The organism is Streptomyces sp. DSM 116795 (assembly GCF_055792905.1).
Map to the genome: position 1 here is coordinate 2,222,411 of NZ_CM147707.1, position 23,564 is coordinate 2,245,974.

Here is a 23,564-nt window from a genome sequence, read left to right on the forward strand (position 1 = left end):
ACCGCCCTGAGCGCCGCCGGATCAGCAATCCGAGATCTATCCGACGACCGGATCCGCCGCATGTCCGGCTGTGCCGTTCGGCCGTCCTCCCGAACGTCCCGGCCCGGCCCGGCCCGTGGAGCGACCGTGCCCGGACACGGCGCCGCGCCGGCATGCGATGCCGGCGCGGCGTCCAGGGCGGGGAGGGTCCCCGGCGGTTCGCGGCGTCAGGCCGCCACCGGGAACCCCCGCTCGCCGCCATCGTGGAGGCAGCCGGACTCGGCCGGTGTCAGGGCCAGCTCGAGCACCTGCCGGATGTCGGCGAGCGGACGCACGTCGAGCCTCTCCAGCACCTCTTCCGGCACATCGTCCAGGTCGGGCTCGTTCCGCTTGGGGATGATCACCGTCGTGACACCGGCACGGTGCGCCGCGAGCAGCTTCTGCTTCACGCCGCCGATGGGCAGCACCCGCCCGGTCAGCGAGACCTCGCCCGTCATCGCCACGTCCGTACGCACCTGACGTCCGCTCAGCAGCGACGCAAGCGCCGTGGTCATGGTGATGCCGGCGCTCGGGCCGTCCTTGGGCACCGCGCCCGCCGGGACGTGCAGGTGAATGCCGCGGTCCTTCAGATCGGCCACCGGCAGCTCCAGCTCCGCACCGCGCGAACGCAGGTACGACAGGGCGATGTGCGCGGACTCCTTCATCACGTCACCCAGCTGCCCGGTGAGGGTCAGCCCGGAGCCGCCCGTCTCGGGGTCGGCGAGCGACGCCTCGACGAAGAGCACGTCGCCGCCCGCGCCCGTGACCGCGAGCCCCGTCGCCACACCGGGCACGGCCGTACGCCGCTCCGCCGGGTCCTGGGCGGACTCCGGGGTGTGGTGCGGCCGCCCGATCAGGGCGCGCAGCTCGTCCGCGCCGACGGTGACGGGGAGTTCGCGCTCCCCCAGCTCGTGCTGGGCCGCCACCTTGCGCAGCACCCGGGAGACCGAGCGCTCCAGGTTCCGTACGCCCGCCTCCCGCGTGTACTCGCCGGCCAGCTTGCGCAGCGCGCCGTCCTCCAGCCGGACCTCGCCGGATTCGAGGCCGGTGCGCTCCATCTGGCGGGGCAGCAGGTGGTCGCGGGCGATGGTGACCTTCTCGTCCTCCGTGTAGCCGTCGAGCTGCACGACCTCCATACGGTCCAGCAGCGCGTCCGGGATCGCCTCCATGACGTTGGCGGTCGCGAGGAAGACCACGTCGGACAGGTCGAGTTCGACCTCCAGGTAGTGGTCGCGGAAGGTGTGGTTCTGCGCCGGGTCCAGGACCTCCAGCAGCGCCGACGAGGGGTCGCCGCGGAAGTCGGCACCGAGCTTGTCCACCTCGTCCAGCAGCACCACCGGGTTCATCGAGCCGGCCTCCTTCACGGCCCGCACGATGCGCCCGGGCAGCGCCCCGACGTACGTACGCCGGTGACCGCGGACCTCCGCCTCGTCGCGTACGCCGCCGAGCGCGACGCGGACGAACTTGCGGCCCATCGCCCGCGCCACGGACTCGCCGAGCGAGGTCTTGCCGACGCCGGGCGGCCCGGTCAGTGCCAGCACGGCGCCTCCGCGCCGGCCGCCGACGACGCCGAGGCCGCGCTCGTCGCGCCGCTTGCGCACCGCCAGGTACTCGGTGATGCGCTCCTTCACGTCCTGCAGTCCCGCGTGGTCCGCGTCCAGGACGGCCTGGGCGCCGGCGATGTCGTAGGCGTCCTCCGTCCGTTCGTTCCAGGGCAGTTCCAGGACGGTGTCGAGCCAGGTGCGGATCCAGCCGCCCTCGGGTGACTGGTCGGAGGCGCGCTCCAGCTTCTCCAGCTCCTTGAGCGCGGCCTTGTGCACGTGATCGGGCAGCGCCGCCGCCTCGACGCGGGCGCGGTAGTCCTCGCCCTCGTCCTCGGGGTCGCCGTTCAGCTCGGCGAGCTCCTTGCGTACGGCGTCGAGCTGGCGCCGGAGCAGGAACTCACGCTGCTGCTTGTCGACGCCCTCCTGGACGTCCTTCGCGATCGACTCGGCCACGTCCTGCTCGGCGAGGTGCTCGCGCAGCGATCCGATGGCGAGGCGCAGCCGCTCGACGGGGTCGAGGGTCCGCAGGAGGGCGATCTTCTGCTCGGCGGACAGGAACGGGGAGTACCCCGCGTTGTCCGCGAGCCGACCGGGGTCGTCGATCTGCTGGAGCCGGTCCACGACCTGCCATGCGCCGCGCTTGCGGAGCCAGTCGGCGGCGAGCGCCTTGTACTCGGTCATCAGCTCGGCGGCGTCGCCGCCGGTCTCCGTCCCGCCGGCCTCCGCGGGCCTGTCGTTGTCCGCAGCCCCGCCGGTCTCCGCGGTCCTGTCGGTGTCCGCACCCCCGCCGGATTCCGCGGCCCCTTCCCCCTCTCCGTCCTCCGGTACGAGCCTCCCCTCAACCCACAGGGCGGCGCCGGGGCCGCTCGTACCTGAGCCGACGCGCACGCGCTGCCGGCCGCGGATGAGGGCACCCGGGTCGCCGTCCGCGAGGCGGCCGACCTGTTCGACGCGGCCGAGCACGCCGATGTCCGTGTAACTCCCCCCGACCCGCGGCACCAGCAGCACCTGCGGCTTCTCTCCAGAGGCGATGGCGGCCTGCGCGGCCTCGACCGCCGCCCGCACCTCACTGTCCGACAGGTCCAGGGGCACCACCATTCCCGGCAGCACGACCTCGTCGTCGAGGGGCAGCACGGGCAGGGTGAGGGGTGTGGACGTCGCAGCCATGATCTCTCCCTAGGCAGGCAAGTTGAGCTATGCCCACTCAATGCGCAGAGGCCTGCGGATGTTCCGCCGATTCCCTGCTGTTCGCCAGGAGCGATCGACCCACTCCGGCCCGGCCGGAGGAGCGGGCGGCCCCAGAGGGCCCGCCACCGGGGCTCTGCCCCGGGGCGGCCCGCATCTGGCCGCGGCATCTCCCTCTCGGCAATGCGCTCCACTCCGCGAGTGTTCCCCGCGCCCCGCGCGGAGGTCCGGCACCGCCGGGCTCCGCCGCGGGACGACTCACCGTCGCGGCGGAGAGAAACCCGCCCCCCGCCGAGCAACGTCCCGGGAGGCGCCCCATGGGCCCGCACTTGTCGGGCTGCCACCGCGGAGCGAGAGGATGAGCCCATGTCCCTACCCCCAGACGCCGCGGCCCCCGTCGTCCTCGACCGCCGCTCGGGGCCGAACGGCGAAGTGGTGCTGCGGCAGCACGGGGCGCTGCTGCAGATCATCGCCAACGGCACCTTCCTCATGGACACCTCCGACGGGCGCTCCGAGCGTCTGCTCGTACGAGCCGCTCTGGAGGAGCTGCGCCGCGGACGGCAGCACCGAAGCGCGCACGGGGAGGCGCCGCGCCTGCTGATCGGCGGCCTCGGCGTCGGCTTCTCGCTCGCCGAGGCCGCCGCAGAGCAGGAGTGGGGGCGCATCACCGTCGTCGAGCGCGAGGAGGCCGTCATCCACTGGCACCGGGAGGGCGGGCCGCTCTCCCGGCTTTCGGCCGCGGCGCTGCGCGATCCGCGTACGGAGATCGTGCACGCGGACCTCACGCGGTATCTGCGGGGCGGCGAGCTGTTCGACGCGCTGTGCCTCGACGTCGACAACGGCCCGGAATGGACCGTCACCGAGGACAACGCCTCCCTCTACTCCCCCGCCGGGCTCACCGGCTGCCGTGCCCGGCTGGCGCCCGGCGGCGTACTCGCCGTCTGGTCGGCGCAAGCCTCCCCGACATTCGAGGATGCATTGCGGAATGCCGGATTCCAGGGGGTTCGTACGGAAGAGATCCCCGTCGCCCGAGGCGTCCCCGACGTGGTCCACTTCGCAACCAAACCGGCATAGCCGCAGCCGACACAAGCCCCTTACGCTGCTGCAAGCACGCACACAAACAAGCCACGGGGCCATGCAGGGGCGGGGTCGAATGGACCAGAAGAACATCACACCGGCACAGAGCAGCAACGCGTCCGCGTCGACCACCCCTGGCGCGCAGCGCAGAATCCTGGTCGTCGAGGACGATCCCACGATCGTCGACGCCATCGCGATGCGGCTGCGGGCCGAGGGATTCCAGGTCCAGACGGCGGGCGACGGCCCCGCCGCCGTGGACACGGCCGAGGCGTGGCAGCCCGATCTGATCGTCCTCGACGTGATGCTGCCGGGCTTCGACGGACTGGAGGTCTGCCGACGGGTGCAGTCGCAACGTCCGGTCCCCGTACTGATGCTGACGGCGCGGGACGACGAGACGGACATGCTGGTCGGGCTCGGAGTCGGCGCGGACGACTACATGACGAAGCCGTTCTCGATGCGCGAGGTCGCCGCGCGGGTGCACGTACTGCTGCGCCGGGTCGAGCGGGCCACGCTCGCCGCGCACACCCCGCGCAGCGGCATACTCCGCCTCGGCGAGCTGGAGATCGACCACTCGCAGCGCCGGGTGCGCGTCACCGGTGAGGACGTGCACCTCACGCCCACCGAGTTCGACCTGCTTGTGTGCCTCGCGCACTCGCCGCGTGCCGTGCTCTCGCGGGAGCAGCTGCTCGCCGAGGTGTGGGACTGGGCGGACGCCTCCGGGACGCGCACCGTCGACAGCCACATCAAGGCCCTGCGCCGCAAGATCGGCGCGGAGCGCATCCGTACGGTGCACGGCGTGGGCTACGCACTCGAGACGCCCTCGTCGGGCTCCAACTCGGCGAACGCGTCGTCCGGTGCGGACGGCGGCGGCTATCCGGCGTCGGCCGCGGACGGCTCCTGACAGGCGGCGTCGGCGACGTGGCAGAGGTGCCTGACACCCCTTCGGCGAGCCGGGCGGTCCGCCTCCCGCGCTCGGTCCGTGTCACCGGCAGGTTCCTGGGGCGCGCGGTGCGTGCCCTGGGCCGCCTGAACCAGCGCCTGCGCCGGCGCTGGGAGCCCGTATGGGTGGGGTGGATCGACCGGCTCTGGGAAGGGCTGCGCCCCCTCGACCCGTACCGCTCGGTGAAGGCGGCGCTGGGCGCGCTGGTGATCGTCTCCGTGGTGATCACCACGCTGCTCGCGCTCTTCGCGGTCAACTCCGCGACCGAGCTGCGCGTCATCACCATCATCTCGATCATCGCCTCGCTGCTGATCACCCAGTTCGTGGCGCAGTCCCTCACTGCGCCGCTGGACGAGATGACGGACGCGGCCAGAGCCATGGCGGACGGCGACTACTCACGCCGCGTGCGCGGCGACCGCCGGGACGAGTTCGGCGAACTCGCCGAGACCTTCAATCAGATGGCAGCGGACCTGGAGCTCGTCGACCAGCACCGCAAGGAGCTCGTCGCCAACGTCTCGCACGAGCTGCGCACCCCGATCGCGGCGCTGCGGGCCGTGCTGGAGAACGTCGTGGACGGTGTCTCCGACTCCGATCCCGAGACGATGCGCATCGCCCTCCAGCAGACGGACCGGCTCGGCCGCCTCGTGGAGCACCTCCTGGACCTCTCCCGCCTGGACAACGGTGTCGTGCCGCTGCGCGCACGCCGCTTCGAGGTGTGGCCGTACCTGGCGGGGGTGCTCAAGGAGGCGAACATGAGCAAGGGGCAGGGGCACTCCCGTACGGACGTCCATCTGCATCTGGACGTCTCCCCGCCCGAACTGACGGCCTACGCGGATGCCGAGCGGCTGCACCAGGTCGTCGCCAACCTCATCGACAACGCGGTCAAGCACAGCCCTCCGCACGGCCGCGTCACCGTGCGTGCGCGCCCGGGCGCGACCGAGGAGAGCCTCGAGGTGGAGGTGCTCGACGAGGGGCCCGGCATCCCCGAGTCGGAACGCGCACACGTCTTCGAGCGCTTCAACCGTACGAAGGCCGCCGAGACGTCCTCGCAGCGCGGCTCGGGACCGGGCGGCGGCGACGGCGGCACGGGGCTGGGCCTGGCGATCGCGCGCTGGGCGGTGGACCTGCACGGCGGCTGGATCAGGGTCGCGGAGTCCCCCCGGGGCTGCCGCATCCAGGTCACCCTTCCGGGTGTGAACGAGGCGCAGGGCTGACGCGGGGAGGCGCAGGCCGACACAGCACCCTGATGGAAGAGATCGCCTGACGAAAGGCCCCGAAGTAGTAGGACGTGGAACCGGGGCCGCCAGTTCCACTCTGCGGCGAACCTTGGTTGTTTCCCGCCACTTCATGCGCCGAAACCGGACTCTTGATGTGACTTGCGTGACGACAACCCGGCCTGGACTGCAAGTCAGGCGGCGAGAGGCGTAGCCTTTGTTCCCGCTGTCCACCACCTAAGGAACGCGGAAGAGGGCGGTTGCCGCCGTGTCGTCACAGTCCCACAACAGCTCGAGCGTCTCGACCCAGCAGGACGGTCAGGGAAGCGATCCCGCCGCCGTCTTCGGGCCAAACGAGTGGCTCGTCGACGAGATCTACCAGCAGTACCTCCAGGACCCCAACTCGGTAGACCGAGCCTGGTGGGACTTCTTCGCCGATTACAAGCCGGGCGCCGAGGCCGCGGGAGCGGTGGCAGAGCCGGCTGCGGCCCCCACCACGCCGCCGGGCGCCGCAGCCGGCACCTCGGGAGTGGCCGCAGGTCCCGCGCACGCGGCACCGGCGAAGCCGGCGGAGGCCAAGCCCGCTGAGGCGAAGCCGGCCAAGGCCGCCGCACCCGCCAAGCCCGCGGAAGCGAAGCCCGCGGAAGCCAAGCCCGCGCCGGCCAAGCACGCCAAGCCCACACCGGCCGAGCCGGCGAGGGCACAGGCCAAGCCCGCCGCGCCCGCGCAGGGCGGCGCCGAGGCGGAGCAGCCGTCCGGCCCCGAGTACACGCAGCTGCGCGGGCCGTCCGCGGCCGTCGCGAAGAACATGAACGCGTCGCTGGAGCTGCCCACCGCCACGTCCGTACGTGCCGTCCCGGTGAAGCTGCTCTTCGACAACCGCATCGTCATCAACAACCACCTCAAGCGCGCCCGCGGCGGCAAGGTGTCCTTCACGCACCTCATCGGCTACGCCATGGTGCAGGCGCTGAAGGCGATGCCGTCGATGAACCACTCCTACACGGAGAAGGACGGCAAGCCGACGCTGGTCAAGCCCGACCACGTCAACCTCGGCCTGGCCATCGACCTGGTGAAGCCGAACGGCGACCGCCAGCTCGTCGTCGCCGCCATCAAGAAGGCCGAGACGCTCACCTTCTTCGAGTTCTGGCAGGCCTACGAGGACATCGTCCGCCGCGCCCGGCAGAACAAGCTGACGATGGAGGACTTCTCCGGCGTCACCTGCTCCCTCACCAACCCGGGCGGCATCGGCACCGTCCACTCCGTGCCGCGGCTGATGCCCGGCCAGGGCCTGATCCTGGGCGTGGGCGCGATGGAGTATCCGGCGGAGTTCCAGGGCACCTCGCAGGACACCCTCAACCGGCTCGGCGTCTCCAAGGTGATGACGCTGACCAGCACCTACGACCACCGGGTCATCCAGGGCGCCGCCTCCGGCGAGTTCCTGCGCATCGTCAGCAAGCTGCTGCTCGGCGAGGAGCGGTTCTACGACGAGATCTTCAAGGCGCTGCGCATCCCGTACGAGCCGGTGCGCTGGAACCAGGACATCGACGCCTCGCACGACGACGACGTCACCAAGGCCGCCCGCGTCTTCGACCTGATCCACTCCTACCGGGTGCGCGGCCACATCATGGCCGACACCGACCCGCTGGAGTACAAGCAGCGCAAGCACCCCGACCTGGACATCACCGAGCACGGGCTCACGCTGTGGGACCTGGAGCGGGAGTTCGCGGTCGGCGGCTTCGCCAACAAGTCGATGATGAAGCTGCGCGACATCCTGGGCGTGCTGCGCGACTCGTACTGCCGCACCACCGGCATCGAGTACATGCACATCCAGGACCCGAAGGAGCGCAAGTGGATCCAGGACCGGGTCGAGCGTGCGCATTCCAAGCCTGAGCGGGACGAGCAGCTGCGCATCCTGCGGCGGCTGAACGCCGCGGAGGCGTTCGAGACGTTCCTGCAGACCAAGTACGTGGGCCAGAAGCGCTTCTCGCTGGAGGGCGGCGAGTCCGTCATCCCGATGCTGGACGCCGTGCTGGACGCGGCCGCCGAATCGCGCCTGGACGAGTGCGTGATCGGCATGGCGCACCGCGGCCGGCTGAACGTACTGGCGAACATCGTCGGCAAGTCGTACGCGCAGATCTTCCGGGAGTTCGAGGGCAACCTCGACCCGAAGTCGATGCACGGCTCCGGCGACGTGAAGTACCACCTGGGCGCCGAGGGCACCTTCACCGGCCTGGACGGCGAGCAGATCACGGTCTCGCTCACCGCCAACCCCTCGCACCTGGAGGCCGTGGACCCGATCGTCGAGGGTGTCGCGCGCGCCAAGCAGGACATCATCGGCAAGGGCGGCACGGACTTCACCGTCCTGCCCGTCCAGCTGCACGGCGACGCGGCCTTCGCGGGCCAGGGCGTCGTGGCCGAGACGCTCAACATGTCGCAGCTGCGCGGCTACCGCACCGGCGGCACGGTGCACATCATCGTCAACAACCAGGTGGGCTTCACCGCGGCGCCCGAGTCGGCGCGCTCGTCGATGTACTCCACCGACGTGGCCCGGATGATCGAGGCGCCGATCTTCCACGTCAACGGCGACGACCCGGAGGCCGTGGTCCGCGTGGCCCGCCTGGCCTTCGAGTACCGCCAGGCGTTCAACAAGGACGTCGTCATCGACCTGATCTGCTACCGGCGCCGCGGTCACAACGAGACCGACAACCCGCAGTTCACGCAGCCGCTGATGTACAACCTGGTCGACAAGAAGCGCTCGGTGCGCAAGCTCTACACCGAGTCCCTCATCGGCCGCGGCGACATCACGCTGGAGGAGGCCGAGCAGGCGCTGCAGGACTTCCAGGGCCAGCTCGAGAAGGTCTTCACCGAGGTGCGGGACGCCGCCAACGCCCCGGCCCCGGCGCAAGTCCCGCAGCCCGAGGCCGAGTTCCCGGTCCACATCGAGACGGGCGTCGGCCAGGAGGTCGTCAAGCGGATCGCCGAGTCGCAGGTCAACATCCCCGACCACGTCACCGTCCACCCACGGCTGCTCCCGCAGCTCCAGCGGCGCGCGGCGATGATCGAGGACGACACGATCGACTGGGGCATGGGCGAGACCCTCGCCATCGGCTCGCTCCTGATGGAGGGCACGCCGGTGCGGCTGTCCGGCCAGGACTCCCGCCGCGGCACGTTCGGCCAGCGTCACGCCGTGCTACTCGACCAGAACACCGGCAACGACTACACGCCGCTGTTGTACCTCGCCGACGACCAGGCCCGTTACAACGTCTACGACTCGCTGCTCAGCGAGTACGCGGCGATGGGCTTCGAGTACGGCTACTCCCTGGCCCGCCCCGAGGCGCTGGTGATGTGGGAGGCGCAGTTCGGCGACTTCGCCAACGGGGCGCAGACGGTGATCGACGAGTTCATCTCCTCCGCCGAGCAGAAGTGGAACCAGACGTCCGGCGTGACGCTGCTCCTGCCGCACGGCTACGAGGGCCAGGGCCCGGACCACTCCTCGGCCCGCATCGAGCGGTTCCTCCAGCTGTGCGCGCAGAACAGCATGACGGTCGCCTCGCCGTCGCTGCCGTCGAACTACTTCCACCTGCTGCGCTGGCAGGTCCACAACCCGCACCACAAGCCGCTGGTCGTCTTCACCCCGAAGTCGATGCTCCGGCTGAAGGCGGCGGCGTCGCAGACCTCGGAGTTCACCTCCGGAGGATTCCGTCCGGTCATCGGCGACGACTCCGTGGACCCGTCCGACGTCCGCAAGGTCGTCTTCTGCTCCGGCAAGGTCTACTACGACCTCGACGCCGAGCGGCAGAAGCGCGGTCTGACCGACACCGCGATCATCCGGATCGAGCGGCTCTACCCGCTGCCCGGCAAGGAGATCCAGGGCGAGATGGCCAAGTACAGCGGTGCGTCGAAGTTCCTGTGGGCACAGGAGGAGCCGGCCAACCAGGGTGCGTGGCCGTTCATCGCGCTCAATCTGGTCGACCACCTGGACCTGATCATCGGCTCCGAGCCGGTCCCCAACGCGGACCGGCTGCGCCGGGTCTCGCGTTCCTCGTCCTCCTCGCCCGCCGTCGGCTCCGGCAAGCGGCACCAGGAGGAGCAGCAGCAGCTGATCCAGGAGGTCTTCGACCTCTGAGCGCACGCCGCTCGCAGCCACACGGAGGGCCCGCCGGCATCGCTGCCGGCGGGCCCTCCGTCGTGCGGCGGCGGGGGCGGGGTGCTCAGCCCAGGTAGGGCTCGAAGTCCCAGTACGGGCGCACCCGTTGACGTGCGGAGAGCGTGTGCGGGTGCTGGGCCCCGAGGGTGCGGGTGAGGCGCTGGAGGGCGTCCTCCTCCTGCTTGCCCGCCTCGGTGTGCTCGCGCACCGCGCGCAGGTCGGCCGCGAGGGCGACCTGGCAGGAGAGCGTGAGCGGGTGGTTCTCACCGAGGACGTGCCCCGCGCGGCGCAGCGTCTCGCGGCTCAGCTCCACGGCGTCGTCCAGCCGCCCGATGAAGTTCCGCCCGCATGCGGTGTTCAGCGCGCAGCCCAGCGTCGCCGGGTGGTTGTCGCCGAGGACGGTACGCAGCCCGGCCAGCGCCTGTTCGAACAGGTTCAGGGCCTTGTCCCGGTCACCCTCCGCCTGCAGTACGAGACCGATGTTCGACTGCATGCCGGTGGAGACGGGGTGTGCCTGGCCGAGGAGTCTGCGATAGCCCTCCTCGGCCTCGGTCAACAGGTCCGCCGCCCGGTCCAGTTCGCCCCGGGCCCGCAGATAGTTGCCGTAGTCGGTGATGAGGGCGAACGTGCTGTAGTGGCTGCGCCCGTAGGTCTGCTGCTGCTGTTCCAGCAGGCTCTCCAGCACCGCGCCGGTGTCCTGCTTGGAGGTGCCCGCCCGGCGTTCGCACAGCACGAGGTTGTGCCGGGACCACAGCGTCTTCGGGTGCTGCGCTCCCATCACCTGCACGTGCCGCCGCACGCAGAGCTCCTGCCGGGCGAGCGCGTCCTGGTAGCGCCCCATCAGCCGCAGGTCGCGGGAGCAGGAGTTGACGGAGCTGAGGGTGTCGGGGTGCCGGTGGCGCAGCAGCGTCTCCCGCTTCCGCAGCGTCTCCAGGTCCTCCTCGTAGGCGTCGGCATAACGGCCCAGCAGCCGCAGCCCGACCGCGAGGTTGTGGTGGGCGCGCAGCGTCGACCAGTCGTCCGGACCGAGCAGGCGTTCCGCGGTGGAGACGACCTCGCGCTGCATCTGGAGCGCCTCGGCGTACTGCCCGAGGAAGCGCTGGTCGGCGGCGAAGGAGGCCGTCGCCGTCATCAGCTTGTCCTCGTCGGTCTCCGTGCCGCCGCGCAGCCGCTCCAGTCTGCTGCTGTCCAGGTCGTACGCCTCCTGGAAGTGGCCGGCGGCGCGCAGGATGTTCCCCTGGATCGTGGTGAGGTGGAGCATCGGCGCGGCGTCGGGTTCGAGGAACTGCGACCACTGCTCGCGCACCGTTTCGGCGAGCTCGGCGCCCGCCCGGTACTCGCCGCCGGCCTGGCAGTAGCGCACACAGTTGAGCACCATCGACTGGGTGTCCCGGTCCTGGCTGCTGAAGGCGCCGGACGGGCCGAGGTGCGGGATCAGTTCGGTGTAGCCGGTCCAGTTCCTGCTGTCCTCCGGGGCACCGGGGTCGGCCATCACCAGGACCTTCCGCACCACTTCCTGGTAGAGGGGGCGGTCGCTGGAGACGGTGAGTTCACCGACGATGTTGTACACGGTGCGGTGCATGTGCACGGACTCGCGCTCCGGGCCACCCTCGCTGCGCGCGCTGCCGCGCGACTGCCGGGTGAGGACGGAGAAGTTGACGAGGCTGTCCAGGGCCCGCGCCCAGGCGGGGCGGTCGGTGGCGATCCACTTCAGGTTCTCCGGCAGCTGGGCCGGGTTGAGTCCACGCACCAGGCCCAGCGGGATACGCCCGGGCGCGAACGCGCAGCACAGCTTCAGCAGTTCGATGGTGTGGGGCTCGGACGAGCGGAGCCGGTTGATCAGTATCGACCAGGACGTGATGGAGGAGTCCGAGTAGTCGGGGATCTCCGGCGGCCGCGCCGTCCCGTGGGCGTCGCTGCGGCGCACCATCCGCAGATACTCGCCCGGGTCCATCTTCGACTCGCCGAGCCAGGCCGCGGCCTGTGCCATCTGCAGCGGTACGTCGTTGAACTCGCCCGCGATCTGCTCGGCCTGTGCGGCGCCGACGTGCGGGGCGCGGCGCATGAGATAGCCGGTGGACTCGGCACGGCGGAAGCCCGTCACGTCGATCACGTCCGTCGTCTCGCCCCAAGATCGGTTGCGCGAAGTGATCAGTACGTGCCCGGTGCCGCCCTGCGGGAGGTACTGGGCGGCCTCCTCGGTCTCGTCCCAGCCGTCGAAGATGAGCAGCCAGCGGCCGTAGGGCCGGCCGCGGTGCAACGCGTCGCGCGCGGCGCGGATGCGTTCGCCGAGTTCGAAGCTCTCGGTGCGGTCGAGTTCGACGGCGAGTTCGCCGAACCGTTCGCGCAGGGTGTTGCGCTGATCGGAGTTGATCCACCAGACCACGTCGTAGTCGGGGCTGAAGCGGTGGGCGTACTCGGCGGCGGTCTGCGTCTTGCCGATGCCGGACATCCCGACCAGCGTGCAGGCCGCGGCGCCCGGCCGGGAGTCGGTGAGCCGCTGCTGGATCTCGTTCAGCAGCTCGTCCCGTCCGGTGAACTGGCGGTTGCGGCGCGGCACTTCACCCCAGACGGCCACCGGGTCGTTGGGGAAGCGGGAGCCGGGACCGCCCGGCAGTTCCAGCGGCTCGCTGCGGCGCGGCAGGCCCAGCCGGGAGAACAGCCGCCGCTCGGCCTCCTCCTCGCTGACGCCCCACAGGTCGGCGGGCTCCAGCACGGCCGTGGCCGGAAGCATGGGGCGGTTGGTCAGGTTGACGGCCGCGAACCGCTCGGCGTTGTCCCGTACGAAGCCGCGCAGCACCGTGTTCCACTCGCCCTCGGGGCGGGGGCCGAGCTGGAAGAACCAGTCGCTGAGCACCAGCAGCACCCGCCCCCGGGCGAGCAGCAGGTCGTCCAGCGCCTCCTCCAGGGGCTGTTCGCGCGACGGGTCCCAGCGCTGGAGCGCCGGCCGGTGGCCATGGCTCTCCAGGCGGTGGGCGAGCCAGGTCGCCCAGGACCGGTGGTAGCCGGGAAAGGCCAGCGTGACATGCTGCTGCTCCTGCCCCAGGTCCCCCGGGGCGCTGCCCCCGTCCGGGTACCGCTGCTCGACCATGGGCACGTTCTCCCTTGTCCGTGGTGGTCACGGGCCGCCGGATTCGCCCCGGCTGCTCCGCAGGATCACCGTACGTCACCCTGTAGTAACGGAGTTACGGCCAGGATAAACAGCTGGATGTCTGTGCAGAGCCCCCAGACGGCGGGCCATGCCGTCGGTGAACTGAACTCCTCCGACGGTGAGTTCGCCAGATGCACGCAGCACGCCGAGCGCCTCGGCGACCTGGGCGCGGTATCCCTCGCACGCGGCGCGGGCGGTGGCCCGTGCGGCCGTGGTCGCGCCGGGGCGGACGGCGAACCGGTGCCATAGGTCCGCGAGGGCGAGATGTGCGTACGTGCCCTGCAGCACCGCGTCGAACGGGCGGGGGTCCGCGCGCCAGGGGACACGGTGGGCGGGGGCTTCGTCCGCGTGGTGGAGCGGGGTGAGGTCGCAGAGCAGGGCGAGCTTGGTGTGCTGCACCTCGTGGACGAGCACGGCCGCCAACTCCTGTGCCGACCGGGGCAGTTCGGTCATCACGGCGAGGGGCGCGGAGCGCAGGGTGCCGCTCGCCGCGGCGCCCTCGGGCCGGTCCGCCGGCCGCGTCAGCGGCACCAGCGCTCGCACCAGGCGGGCGACCTCGGCCCGGCGTTCCGGGTCCGCGGCCTCCAGCAGCACCAGTGCCCCGTGCCAACGGCCCGCCCAGCGGCGGGCGTTCCGCGCGGTGAGCGACGGTGTGCCGGTCGTCTCGCGGGGGCTGATGCCGGCGCGGTGCGGGTCGAGCGCGTCGAGGAGCGTGCCGCCTCCGTGCAGCGGGAGGAGCCCGTGCCAGCCCGCGCCCGTCGCACGCTCGTACGGCGGCGTCAGCAGGGTGCCGGCGCCCCGGTCGCCCGGCGTCAGACGGAGGCTGCGCGGGCCTGCGACGGCCCGTACGCGGGAGGCCCCGGAGCGGTACACGCCGAACCCTGGCAGGACGAGCCGACCGCCGGGAGCCGGCAGCGTCAGACGGAAGTCGGTGCCCGTCCGCAGTGCGACGGAGGCGGCGAGCGTGCCGAGGCCGCCGAGGAACTCGGCGAAGGCCGCCGGCCGGGTGAGCGGGATGCCCAGGCCGTACAGCAGCCAGTTGCCCACGGACGGATAGTCGAGCGCCTCGCGGGCGGCAACCGGATCGCGGGTCTCGGCGCGGGCGAGCAACTGCCAGTGCTCGTGGAGGTTCTTGCGCACGGACGGCGGCACACCGTGCCGTTCGGCCCGCACCAGCAGCGACTTGAGCAATACCAGCCGCCGGCTGTGCAGCCCGGCCTCCAGCAGCCGTAGTTCACGGGGGGCGGGACGGGTGCCGGCCAGCGCGGCGACGGCGGCCGGGGAGACGGCGAACGATGGCGCGGCATGCAGCATCGTGCCCCCTCCCCCGTTCCGAGATTTGGCGCGATCAGACGGTTCTGCGGCCCGTTCTGCGTGGCGCCGGCACGCAGTCCTGCTTCGTCGAGTTGGTGTCGCCCCCGTCCGACGGCCCCCACCACAGATCGGTGTGCCGGTACGGATCACGCAGCACGTCGTCGACCGCGGCACGGACCGCGGGATCGTCGGAGGCCCGCAGAACGTGCAGGTCGACGCCTGTGAGGTCGGGCAGGGGCGGACTCCCCGTGTTGTCAGTGCCCGCTGCCGCGGGCGCGCCTCGGCCCAGTTTCGGCACGCTGCTCTCCTCCCTGCCGCCTCGCGCGGGAGGTCGGCAATGACAGTGCAGGGTTCTTCCCAAGTGCCTTGTACCGGAAACGTGTTCGGGCACCGGGCGGGACGACCCTCCCGGCGCGTTTCGGCCTCGTGAAGCCCCGTGCCCCGCCCCGTCAGAGGCTCTGTCAGAGGTCCCCTCAGAGGCCCTGTCACCGGCCCCACCGGCCCTCCAGCGCGGCGAGCCGCTCGCTGGTCTCGCGTACCTCGTTCCACGGTATGTCGTCGGCGAGGCGGCTGGTCAGCTGCTGCCACTCCGCACGCGCGGCCCGGTAGTCGGCGAGTGCCTGCCTGCGGTGGGAGCGGCGCTCGTTGACCTTCGCCCGGCCCATCAGAGCGCGCGCCACGGCCACCATCCCGGCGGCACCGCCGCGCGCCTGCCGCGCCTCTTCGACGGACTTGGAGAACGCCTCGGCCGCGCGGTCGGCGCCGCCGTCCTGGAAGGAGTCGAGTGCCTTCCCGAGCAACAGCCAGGCGTCGGCGCGGAGTTCGCCCTCGGGGGCCTTGCGGGCGGCCTGTTCCAGCATGTGGCAGCCCTCGTACAGGTCGGGCTTGAACTCGTCCCGCTCGTAGCGGTCCACCAGGGCGCCGCCGAGGAGGAGCTGGAGGCGGCCGGCGAGCGCGCCGTCCGCGGGTGCGGTGGTGAGCGCCTCACGCAGCAGCCCCTCGGCACGGCCGGCCCGGCTGCCGGACTGTGCCCCGACGGCCTCCGACGCGGCCGCCGCGACCTCAGCCTCGCCCTCCTGCGCGGACTCGTCGTCGTCGGCACGGAGCAGCATCACTCCCCATTCGGTGAGGAGTTCGGCCCGCTGCGAGCTGTAGCGGCCGGTGTAGGTCTCGGCCTCCGCGTAGGCGGCCTCCGCGGCGGACCGGTGGCCCGAGTCCCGGTGCACCCGGGCCCGTTCGCGGGCGCAGCGCAGCCGGAGTTCGGCGTCGCCGGTCGCCGCGGCCTCGGCCCGGTCGAGGTTCGCCAGCCGTTCGCCCACTTCCGCGCCCGCCCGGCGGAGGGCGGCACCGCGGTCGAGCAGGGCCTCGCAGAGCCGCCGGCCGCGCGACCCGGCGGTCGTCAACCGCTCGGCTGCGGCGCCCAGTTCGTCCGCGGCCTGCACCTCGTACGAGGGCGCGCCCTGGTCGGCGCTCTCCCCGGCCCTGCTCAGCTCCAGCAGCGCCTTGCCCAGCCAGAGGCGCCGCTCGGCCTCGGCGCGTCCGTGCAGCGTCCCCTCCGCGCCGGGGGCCCGTCCCTCCATGGCGCGCAGCGTCCGCACGGCGGCGTGCAAGTGCCCGGCGGCGCCCTCGGCTTTCCACAAGTCGTAACGCACGGAGGCCAGTTCGATCCGTGCGTGCACCTCGTCCCCGGCCAGCGTGCTCGCGGTCAGCATGTAGGCCGCCTGGTGCAGCAGCTCCCGTACGCGCTTGGGATTGCGGCGCACCGGGCCCGTCTTCGTCATGGCATGCAGGACCTGTCCGAGCACGCGCCGCGCCCGCGCCAGTGCGTCCTCCGCCTCTCCCGCCGACTCGACCGCCGACTCCGCGTGTCTGCGCGCCTCCTCCAGCAGCCACGGGTCGGCCTGGGCCCGCCACCGCCGCAGCAGCAGCTCCGCCTGCGAGATGTCGTCGGGCGCGGTCTCCGGGTCGGGGATGTACTGCCGCACCACCCGCGCCGGAATCTGCGCGAAGAGCTCGTCGGGGACGTCCGGCGGGTAGGCCCGCAGATCCTCCTCGGCGCCCTCCCCCACGGGCCGGTTGCCCAGCCGTGCCACGGCCATCGCGGGGAAGTTGCGGGTGCCGCTGCCGAAGCGCCTCGTCACGTACTCCGAGAGGTGCTTGAGCACCAGCTCCGCGGCGCCCTGGTCGAGGGAGTGCAGAAGCAGTTCCTGGACCCCGGATACGAAGTCGTAGCGCGGCCCTGGAGAGTCCTCGACGTCCGGCAGCCGTTCCAGCAACCCGCTGAGCAGCACTTCCGCCAGCTCCATGGGGCCCGTGTCGGGCAGCATCGCCTCCTGTACGAGCTGGATGACGGGCAACAGCAGCGGTACGGCCGCCAGATGCACGGCCAGGTCGAGCGCGCCCGGGGAGGCGGAGGCGCGGAAGGCGGCGAGCATTTCGTGGGGTTCGCCGCGGCGCGGGCTCGTGGGCGCGGGCATGGCGTGGTGCCGCGGCCTGACCCACGCCGCGGCGCCGCGCACCGTCTGCCGCCCTTCACCGCCCTGCAGCCGCGCCCAGCTGCCCAGCGCCGCAGGCGTGGGCAGCAGCACCGGCACGGGCCGCACGTCGTGCGCGGGTGGCGGCCCGTAGCCGTCCGGTTCGAAGGTGACGGGCCCGCCCGGCCCCTTGGCGCGGATGAGCTGCCCCGGTTCGCCGGGCAGGGCCGTCCGCCGCCACAGCCGCGGCGGCAGCGGCTGCACGACGGCCACCGGCGCGCTTCCCAGCCACCGGTGCAGCAGCCGCTGTGCGCGGCCGTCCTGCCAAAGCGACCCCACGCAGTCGCTCACGACGAGCGTCAGCCGCCGCCCGGTGGTGTCCCGGTACTGGTCGGCGGGCCGCAGCCGGGTGGTCTTCGGGTCTGGTCCGGTGCCGACGAGCGGTGCGCCGTCCGCACCCCGGTGCAGACACAGGGCTTGTACGTCGCGGAAGGCGCCGAGCCGTTCGCAGGTCTGCCGCAGCTTGTCGAACGTGAGCTGCCAGACGGAGTTGGTCGCCGACGCGTCCATCAGCAGCAGCAGTTCGGCGTCGGGTCGCGGGGACGGGCCGAAGACGGGGCGTACGGCGCCGCTGCGGGCGCTCAGGTCGGCGCTGGCCGCCTCGTCCAGTACGGACTCGAACGCCGGCAGCGGCGGCCGGTACCCGAGTAACGGGCGCATGCCGCGCTGCAGTTCGAGCAGACCCGGCAGGGTGCTGGCGGCCGGGGCGCGCACGGGGAAGGCGGTACCCGAGCCTGCGCCGCCGCCGTGCCGGTCCGGGGCATAGAGCGACACGGTGGACACGGACGGCAGACGTTCCGTCACGGCGCCGGGGCGTGACCGCGGCTCGTCCCGCCCGCCGGTCCCGGGCGGCCGGCGGCTGCGCCGTGCCGGGTCCCGCTGCCGGGGTGCGTCCGGACCGTCCTCGTCACGTATGGCGTCCGCAGGCTCCGCCGCGCCCGCGCCGGGGTCCGCCCAGCGGGCGAACCACAGCGCCTCGGCGATCTCTTGGGCCGTCGGGTCCAGGCCCGTCGCGCGCAGCCGGGAGACGAACTCGGACAGCCGCGGTTCAGGCCGCCGCGAACGGCCTTGAGGCGCGGGCCCGTTCGGGTCCATCGGCCATCACCTCGGGCGGTCCAGGGGCCGCAGCAGCATGTCGGCGAGACGGCTGCGCGTCACCCGTTCCGCTCCCGCGGTCCGCTGCGTGAGAAAGAGAGCGTTGAGCAGTTGGTCGGTGGCGACGACCTGCCCGGCGTCGCGCTCCAGGAAACGGCGGATGTACTCCTCGCCCTCCGTCAGCGCCTCCTCGCCGAGGTGGGCCGCCACCATCGCGGCGAGTTGCTTGTCGGTGGGCGGCTTCAGTTCGAGCTGAATACAGCGGCGCAACAGGGCGGCGGGGAAGTCCCGTTCGCCGTTGGATGTCATCACGATGAACGGGAATGTCGTACACCGCACCCTGCCGCCCGTCACGGCCACCTTGTCCCCGTCGTCCGTGAGCACCTCGCTGACAGGCTCCCGGTCGGCGCTGCGCTCCAGCTCCCGGATGGGGAACTCGCCCTCCTCCAGGACGTTGAGCAGGTCGTTCGGCAGATCGATGTCGCTCTTGTCCAGCTCGTCGACGAGGAGCACCCGCGGCAGGGCGACCCCGTCCTCCCCGGACCCGCCGTCCGACGGACGTGGCAGCAGCGCCGTCCCCAGCGGGCCCAGCCTGATGTACGAGCCGATGGGCGGCCGTTCGGCCCGCTCTCCCTCGACGGCCTCGTCGAGTTGTACGTCCTGGAGCCTGCCGATGGCGTCGTAGTGGTAGAGCCCGTCCTGCAGGGTGGTGCGGCTGACGATGGGCCAGCGCAGCACCCGTCCGAGCTGCAGTTCGTGCGCCACGGCGTGCGCGAGCGTCGACTTGCCGGTGCCCGGATTTCCCGTGACCAGCAGCGGACGGCGCAGATACAGCGCCGCGTTGACCGCCTCGACCTCTTCGGGGCGCGGATGCAGGTTCTCGACCAACTGCCGCTGCACGCCCAGCCGCCGGCCCGCGTCGATCTCCTGCGTGAAGTCCCGCCAGGGCGGGGGGGCCGGTAACCTCTGGGCGCCCGTGTGCGGGGTCCCCGCTCCCCGGTAGATCCGCCAATCGCTCACTGCGAGCTCCTTGCTGGTGCTGTCCTGGGTCGGGTTCTGGCGAGTTGGTCCTGACGTGGCACGGATCGGCTGACGGCGGCGGTCATGGGCGGGTCGGTGGTGCACGAAGGGGCTCGTCCTCCACGTGCGGCCCTCCATGCGGCGGATCGTAGAGCAGAACCAGCTCACCGCGCAGGGAGACGTGGAGCCCCGCGCTCTGATTGCGCACGTCCCGGACGAGCTCGCGCAGACACCCCGGCGATCCGTGCGGTTTCGCGGAACGCAGCAGTTCGGCGGCACGCCTCCGGAACTCGTCGCAGTCGGCGTGCGGTTCGTCGCAGCGGCGCCACAAGGCCACGACATGGCCCGCGCCCAGCGCCACGCCCATCGCCATCGTGCCCCGCCCCTCCGACACGCGTGAGCAGTGCACCGGCACCGCGTTCCGCGGCAGCCCGCTCAGCCGCCCCCACGCCGTCAGCTGGCTCTCCTGGCACTCGTGCCCCGGACACAGCGGCGCCGCCGTCATCTGCCCCCGCCGCATGGCTCGCCAGCGCTGGTGCCACTCCGGGATGCGTTCGCCCTGCTGCCACCGGTGGTGGTCGCGCAGCGCGACCGTACGGCGGTGTCCGAGGGGCAGGCTGCGCGGGCTGAACGCCTCCTCCGGGGCCGGCACGTGGGCCCGCCACAGCTCCACCGGCTCGTCGAACAGCGCCCGCGGCAGCATGAAGTCCACGGCGGCCAGATGCTCGCCCACATCGCCCTGGTCGAGGGCCTCGGCGAGCGCGGCCCGGATGTCCCGCTCCAACTGGTCACGCTCGGCGCCGACTTCGTTCCCCTTCACGAAGGCAGCCTGGCCGTCCGGCTGGACGAGCTTGATCCGCCAGGGGTGCGTGCCGTACATATCCGGGTCGATCTCGACGAGCACGTCGGCGTACGAGGTGCGGGCACCGGACGTGGCGGCGGCGCCCGCCAGGATGTCCCGGACCTTCTTCCTCAGGTCGCCGGTCGGCAGGGTGATCGCGATGTTCCGGACCCACCGGTCCAGCTCCCTGAGCGCCCCGTCCGGTACGCCCCGTCCCGCCAGCGCCTGGCAGACCTGCGCGGCGTACAGCACCACCGCCGCCCGCTCGAAGTCACGGTCGCCGCCCTCGGCGTAAAGAAGCCCGACGCCCTCGCGCCAGCTGCTCGGCTTGTTGATGTGCAGCCGGATCGCCTCCTGCACCACCTCGCGGCGAGCCTCCTGCACCATGCCCAGCACCTCGCCGGCGCTGTCCGGCGGCGGCAACTGGGCGAAGCAGCCGAAGAGCTGGGCGCGGTCGTGTGCGTTGAAGCCCAGCGCGTAGCCGCTGTCCCGCTGCTTGCCCCGGTCGAACTGCAGCCGGGGCCAGCTCCAGTCGGGGCCACGGAAACGCTGCAGATGGTGCCGGTCGTGTGCGCACAGCGCCTCGTGCAGCACCTCCGCCTCGCGCGGGCCCGCCTCGACGAAGCTGCGCAGCGCCGTGATCGGTGTGGCCCGTGCGACCTGGGGATCCTTCGAACGGCCCTTGTTGACTCCGATGACAGCGCCGCGCTCGACATCCACCACGGGCCCGCCCGAACAGCCGGGCGGCACGTACGCCCCCTGGAGCACCATCGGTCCGTCGACCGGGGCACTGGCCCTTCCGGAACCCTGCACATACCCGGGTTCGCCGCCGCTGCCCACGGCCACGGAGTAGCCGTGCATCTGCACCAGGGGCGCGCTGAGCCGCATACGGTCGCTCAGCCAGACGGCGTCGGTGTTGGACGCGGCGTCCGGCACCCGTACCAGCGCGAGATCGGGATCGGGCCAGGGCCCGGACCGAGACCCGTCCGCGGACGGGCAGGGCAGGGCGCACGCCAGCTCACCGACGAGCTTGTCGCCGCTCTCGGTGGTGATGCCGATGACGCGCTCCCCCCTCCACACGGCACGCCTCCCCACGTCCACGACGTGCGCGCTCGTGAGCACCCAGCCCGGCGCGATGAAGAAGCCGCTGCCCCAGAACTCCGCACGTGGACCATCGTCTCCGCCGTCATACCCGTCGGCGGGTGCACCAATCCGTACGACGGCCGCCCGCGCGGCGCTCTCGACGGCGCTCATGGGACACGCACGGCGCACGGCGACACATGGATGTGTGCAGCCCGCGCAGCCCCGGTCTCGAGTTCAGCGATCACGCTCCCCAACTTCCCCCGCTCCCCCGGTACTCGGCGTGTGAGGCAGGTGCCCAGGTTACTGCTCCCGCCGCTCCCCTCCTGCCCCCTGCCGCTGTGCCGTGCGCACCTCCCGGCGCTCCTCCCCGCGCTCCTCCGGCCGCCAGGTCAGGGTCACCGAAATCGCGCCCTTCACCTCGCCGTCGGCGAGCATGGCCACGGCCTTGCCCGGTTTGGCGGCGATCTCGATGCCGAAGGTCGCGCTCACTTCGTCCGGACACGCGGAGCGCGCGGCGTTCAGCACGGCCGAACCGACGCCGCTGACAAGGTCGTTGAGCCGTTCGACACGGGCTGCCAGCCCGTCGAGCGCGGCCGTGTCCTCGAACTCGTACTCCTCCTCCGCGCCGCCCCCGCCGCCCTGCAGCCGCCCCGGCTCCAGCACGCTCACGGACGCGAGAACCCTCTGCCCGCCCGGCAGTTCGATCTCCTGCACACCCCGTTCCACCGGTGCCCTCCCCATCCTCGGTGCCGCTGCCGTCCGCTGCGGACGCGGCCTCTGCGCGCATTATCTTGGAGGCCGCAACGTCCCACTGCCTCCAGGAGCCTTCCGTGTACTTCACCGACCGCGGCATCGAAGAGCTGAGCAGCCGGCGCGGCGAGGAGGAGTTCAGCTTCGAGTGGCTCTCGGAGCAGCTGCGGGCCTTCGTGGATCTCAACCCGGACTTCGAGGTCCCGGTCGAGCGGCTGGCGACCTGGCTTGCCCGGCTCGACGACGAGGACGACGAGGACGACGAGGAGGAGTGAGGCCGAGGAAGCGTGAGACCGAGGACGACCGCCGAGCTGCGGTGTCCGGCCGCCGGCGTCCGCGGCCCCGCGCTACTTCCCGCCGCTCTCCCGTGCCCGGAGCGCGAGCGCCACAAGCGCCGCCTCCCCGGGGCGGCGGATGTCGCGGCCGGTCAGCTCGCAGAACCGCGTGAAGCGCTGCTGGACGGTGTTGCGGTGGCAGTAGAGCGCCCTCGCGGTCTCCGCGATGGAGCCGCTCCCCGCCAGATGCACCCCCACCGTGTGCAGCAGCCGCTCCCGCTCCGCGGCGGGCACTCCCCCGGCCGCCAGGCCGCCGAGGACGTCGTCCGCGAGGTGCGCCGCGAAGTGGCCCGCCCGGTTGACCAGTACGTCCAGCCAGGCGTCCGTCAGGCGCCGCGGCCCCGTCCCGGCGCCGGGAAGCGCCCGTACGGTGGCGGTCGCCAGCTCGACGGCGCGGGGCACTCCGGCGAGGCCGTCCGCGACGGGTGACACCCCGCACGGCACGCCCTCCAGCCTGCCGAGCACGGTCTCCTCCGTGACGCGGGGACCCAGCTGTACGACCAGGAGTGACGCGGACGAGACCGTCTGCCGCTGCAGCGTGGCCCCCGCCGAGCGCAGCGCCGCCGCCGCACCGTGCAGCCCTCCGCCCGGCCCGGGCCCCGGGAGGGCCGCGACGCACAGGAACCGGCCGCCGGGCACGAATCCGAGTGCCAGTCCGACGTCCCGTACCACCGTCGGATTGTGGCCCCCGGTCTCCAGCAGCCGCTCGAACCAGAGCCGGCGCTCGTCCTCGCGCTGCCGGCCCATCTCCAGCACCGTGCGCTGGTACGCGGTCATGATGCCGGTGACGTGCGCCTCGACCGCCTCCCACACGTGGTACGCGGAGGCGACGAGGAGCACCTTGTCCTCGTCGTCGGCGCGTGCGACCAGCGCGTCCCAGACCACCCGGAAGTCGAGCCTGGCCGCGGCGAGCAGCGAGTCGAGTGGGACGCCCTGGCGGGCGCGGCGCTCCCCGATGCGTCCGGAGATCCCGGCGAGCTCGGCGGGCACGGGGAGCCCGGCGACGGTGCGCAGCAGAAGCTCGAAGGCCTGGACTGCGGACTCCCGGAAGTCCTCGTCGGGCACCGCGCCTTCGTACTGCTCGCGCAGTGGCTCGACGGTCTCCAGCCAGTCGCCCAGCAGGCTGTCGACGCCCTTCAGGCAGTCGACGGCCAGCTCGGCCGCACGTGGATGCGCGGCTGCGGGCGGGGGCTCCGGTGGACTGTGCACATGCACAATTGTGACGCCCAGGTCCGCGATACTTCAACGTTGGCCTTCCACGCGCATCACGCAATCCTGGGTCGATCGCCCGAGTCCAACCGACCGGCCGGTCGATC

General features: G+C 72.2%; 14 protein-coding genes. 5 read left to right on the plus strand and 9 right to left on the minus strand.

What is annotated here, in order from left to right:
• Positions 1-206 precede the first annotated feature (206 nt).
• On the minus strand, positions 207-2,729 hold the full coding sequence (gene lon, locus ACSMXX_RS09350; RefSeq protein ID WP_473183573.1) for an endopeptidase La: 2,523 nt from the start codon (positions 2,727-2,729) through the stop codon (positions 207-209).
• Between the two features lie 384 nt (positions 2,730-3,113).
• On the opposite strand from lon, the gene ACSMXX_RS09355 reads away from it, so the two are divergent.
• The 4 genes from ACSMXX_RS09355 to ACSMXX_RS09370 all read left to right on the plus strand — a co-directional run bounded on the left by ACSMXX_RS09355 (position 3,114) and on the right by ACSMXX_RS09370 (position 10,104).
• Positions 3,114-3,821: a spermidine synthase family protein gene (locus tag ACSMXX_RS09355; protein WP_473183574.1), complete on the plus strand. Its 708-nt coding sequence runs from the start codon at positions 3,114-3,116 to the stop codon at positions 3,819-3,821.
• A gap of 79 nt (positions 3,822-3,900) precedes the next feature.
• The gene (locus ACSMXX_RS09360; protein WP_473183575.1) at positions 3,901-4,725 is read left to right on the plus strand and encodes a response regulator transcription factor; all 825 of its coding nucleotides are present in this window, start codon (positions 3,901-3,903) and stop codon (positions 4,723-4,725) included.
• 137 nt (positions 4,726-4,862) lie between these two features.
• Positions 4,863-5,978, plus strand: a complete 1,116-nt coding sequence (locus ACSMXX_RS09365) for a HAMP domain-containing sensor histidine kinase (RefSeq protein WP_473184707.1) — start codon at positions 4,863-4,865, stop codon at positions 5,976-5,978.
• 268 nt (positions 5,979-6,246) lie between these two features.
• A complete protein-coding gene (locus tag ACSMXX_RS09370) occupies positions 6,247-10,104 on the plus strand; it encodes a multifunctional oxoglutarate decarboxylase/oxoglutarate dehydrogenase thiamine pyrophosphate-binding subunit/dihydrolipoyllysine-residue succinyltransferase subunit (protein WP_473183576.1) in 3,858 nt (1,285 codons plus the stop codon).
• Between the two features lie 85 nt (positions 10,105-10,189).
• Here ACSMXX_RS09370 and fxsT read toward each other — a convergent pair whose 3' ends face one another.
• From fxsT to ACSMXX_RS09405, 7 genes are all read right to left on the minus strand, one after another.
• On the minus strand, positions 10,190-13,216 hold the full coding sequence (gene fxsT, locus ACSMXX_RS09375) for an FxSxx-COOH system tetratricopeptide repeat protein (protein ID WP_473183577.1): 3,027 nt from the start codon (positions 13,214-13,216) through the stop codon (positions 10,190-10,192).
• Positions 13,217-13,291: 75 nt separating this feature from the next.
• On the minus strand, positions 13,292-14,590 hold the full coding sequence (locus ACSMXX_RS09380) for an aKG-HExxH-type peptide beta-hydroxylase (protein WP_473183578.1): 1,299 nt from the start codon (positions 14,588-14,590) through the stop codon (positions 13,292-13,294).
• 34 nt (positions 14,591-14,624) lie between these two features.
• A complete protein-coding gene (locus ACSMXX_RS09385; protein WP_473183579.1) occupies positions 14,625-14,888 on the minus strand; it encodes a hypothetical protein in 264 nt (87 codons plus the stop codon).
• Positions 14,889-15,075: 187 nt separating this feature from the next.
• Positions 15,076-18,219 carry an SAV_2336 N-terminal domain-related protein gene (locus tag ACSMXX_RS09390; protein ID WP_473183580.1) on the minus strand — a complete coding sequence of 1,048 codons (3,144 nt, stop codon included), beginning with the start codon at positions 18,217-18,219 and terminating at the stop codon, positions 15,076-15,078.
• 6 nt (positions 18,220-18,225) lie between these two features.
• A complete protein-coding gene (locus tag ACSMXX_RS09395) occupies positions 18,226-19,239 on the minus strand; it encodes an AAA family ATPase (RefSeq protein WP_473183581.1) in 1,014 nt (337 codons plus the stop codon).
• Positions 19,240-19,321: 82 nt separating this feature from the next.
• Positions 19,322-21,334, minus strand: a complete 2,013-nt coding sequence (locus ACSMXX_RS09400) for a VMAP-C domain-containing protein (protein ID WP_473183582.1) — start codon at positions 21,332-21,334, stop codon at positions 19,322-19,324.
• A 129-nt stretch (positions 21,335-21,463) separates the two neighbouring features.
• On the minus strand, positions 21,464-21,889 hold the full coding sequence (locus ACSMXX_RS09405) for a CU044_2847 family protein (protein ID WP_473183583.1): 426 nt from the start codon (positions 21,887-21,889) through the stop codon (positions 21,464-21,466).
• Positions 21,890-21,993: 104 nt separating this feature from the next.
• Here ACSMXX_RS09405 and ACSMXX_RS09410 point away from each other — a divergent pair, with 104 nt between their 5' ends.
• Positions 21,994-22,188 (plus strand): DUF6104 family protein, encoded by a 195-nt coding sequence (locus ACSMXX_RS09410; RefSeq protein WP_473183584.1) that lies wholly within the window; start codon positions 21,994-21,996, stop codon positions 22,186-22,188.
• Positions 22,189-22,260: 72 nt separating this feature from the next.
• Here ACSMXX_RS09410 and ACSMXX_RS09415 read toward each other — a convergent pair whose 3' ends face one another.
• Positions 22,261-23,457: an RsbRD N-terminal domain-containing protein gene (locus ACSMXX_RS09415; RefSeq protein WP_473183585.1), complete on the minus strand. Its 1,197-nt coding sequence runs from the start codon at positions 23,455-23,457 to the stop codon at positions 22,261-22,263.
• Positions 23,458-23,564 lie beyond the last annotated feature (107 nt).

What these genes read in the sequence shown, in the direction of transcription:
- lon (WP_473183573.1), bottom strand. Translation starts at nt 2,729, where the DNA reads ATGGCTGCGACGTCCACACCCCTCACCCTGCCCGTGCTGCCCCTCGAC.
- ACSMXX_RS09355 (WP_473183574.1), top strand. Translation starts at nt 3,114, where the DNA reads ATGTCCCTACCCCCAGACGCCGCGGCCCCCGTCGTCCTCGACCGCCGC.
- ACSMXX_RS09360 (WP_473183575.1), top strand. Translation starts at nt 3,901, where the DNA reads ATGGACCAGAAGAACATCACACCGGCACAGAGCAGCAACGCGTCCGCG.
- fxsT (WP_473183577.1), bottom strand. Translation starts at nt 13,216, where the DNA reads ATGGTCGAGCAGCGGTACCCGGACGGGGGCAGCGCCCCGGGGGACCTG.
- ACSMXX_RS09380 (WP_473183578.1), bottom strand. Translation starts at nt 14,590, where the DNA reads ATGCTGCATGCCGCGCCATCGTTCGCCGTCTCCCCGGCCGCCGTCGCC.
- ACSMXX_RS09390 (WP_473183580.1), bottom strand. Translation starts at nt 18,219, where the DNA reads ATGGACCCGAACGGGCCCGCGCCTCAAGGCCGTTCGCGGCGGCCTGAA.
- ACSMXX_RS09400 (WP_473183582.1), bottom strand. Translation starts at nt 21,334, where the DNA reads ATGAGCGCCGTCGAGAGCGCCGCGCGGGCGGCCGTCGTACGGATTGGT.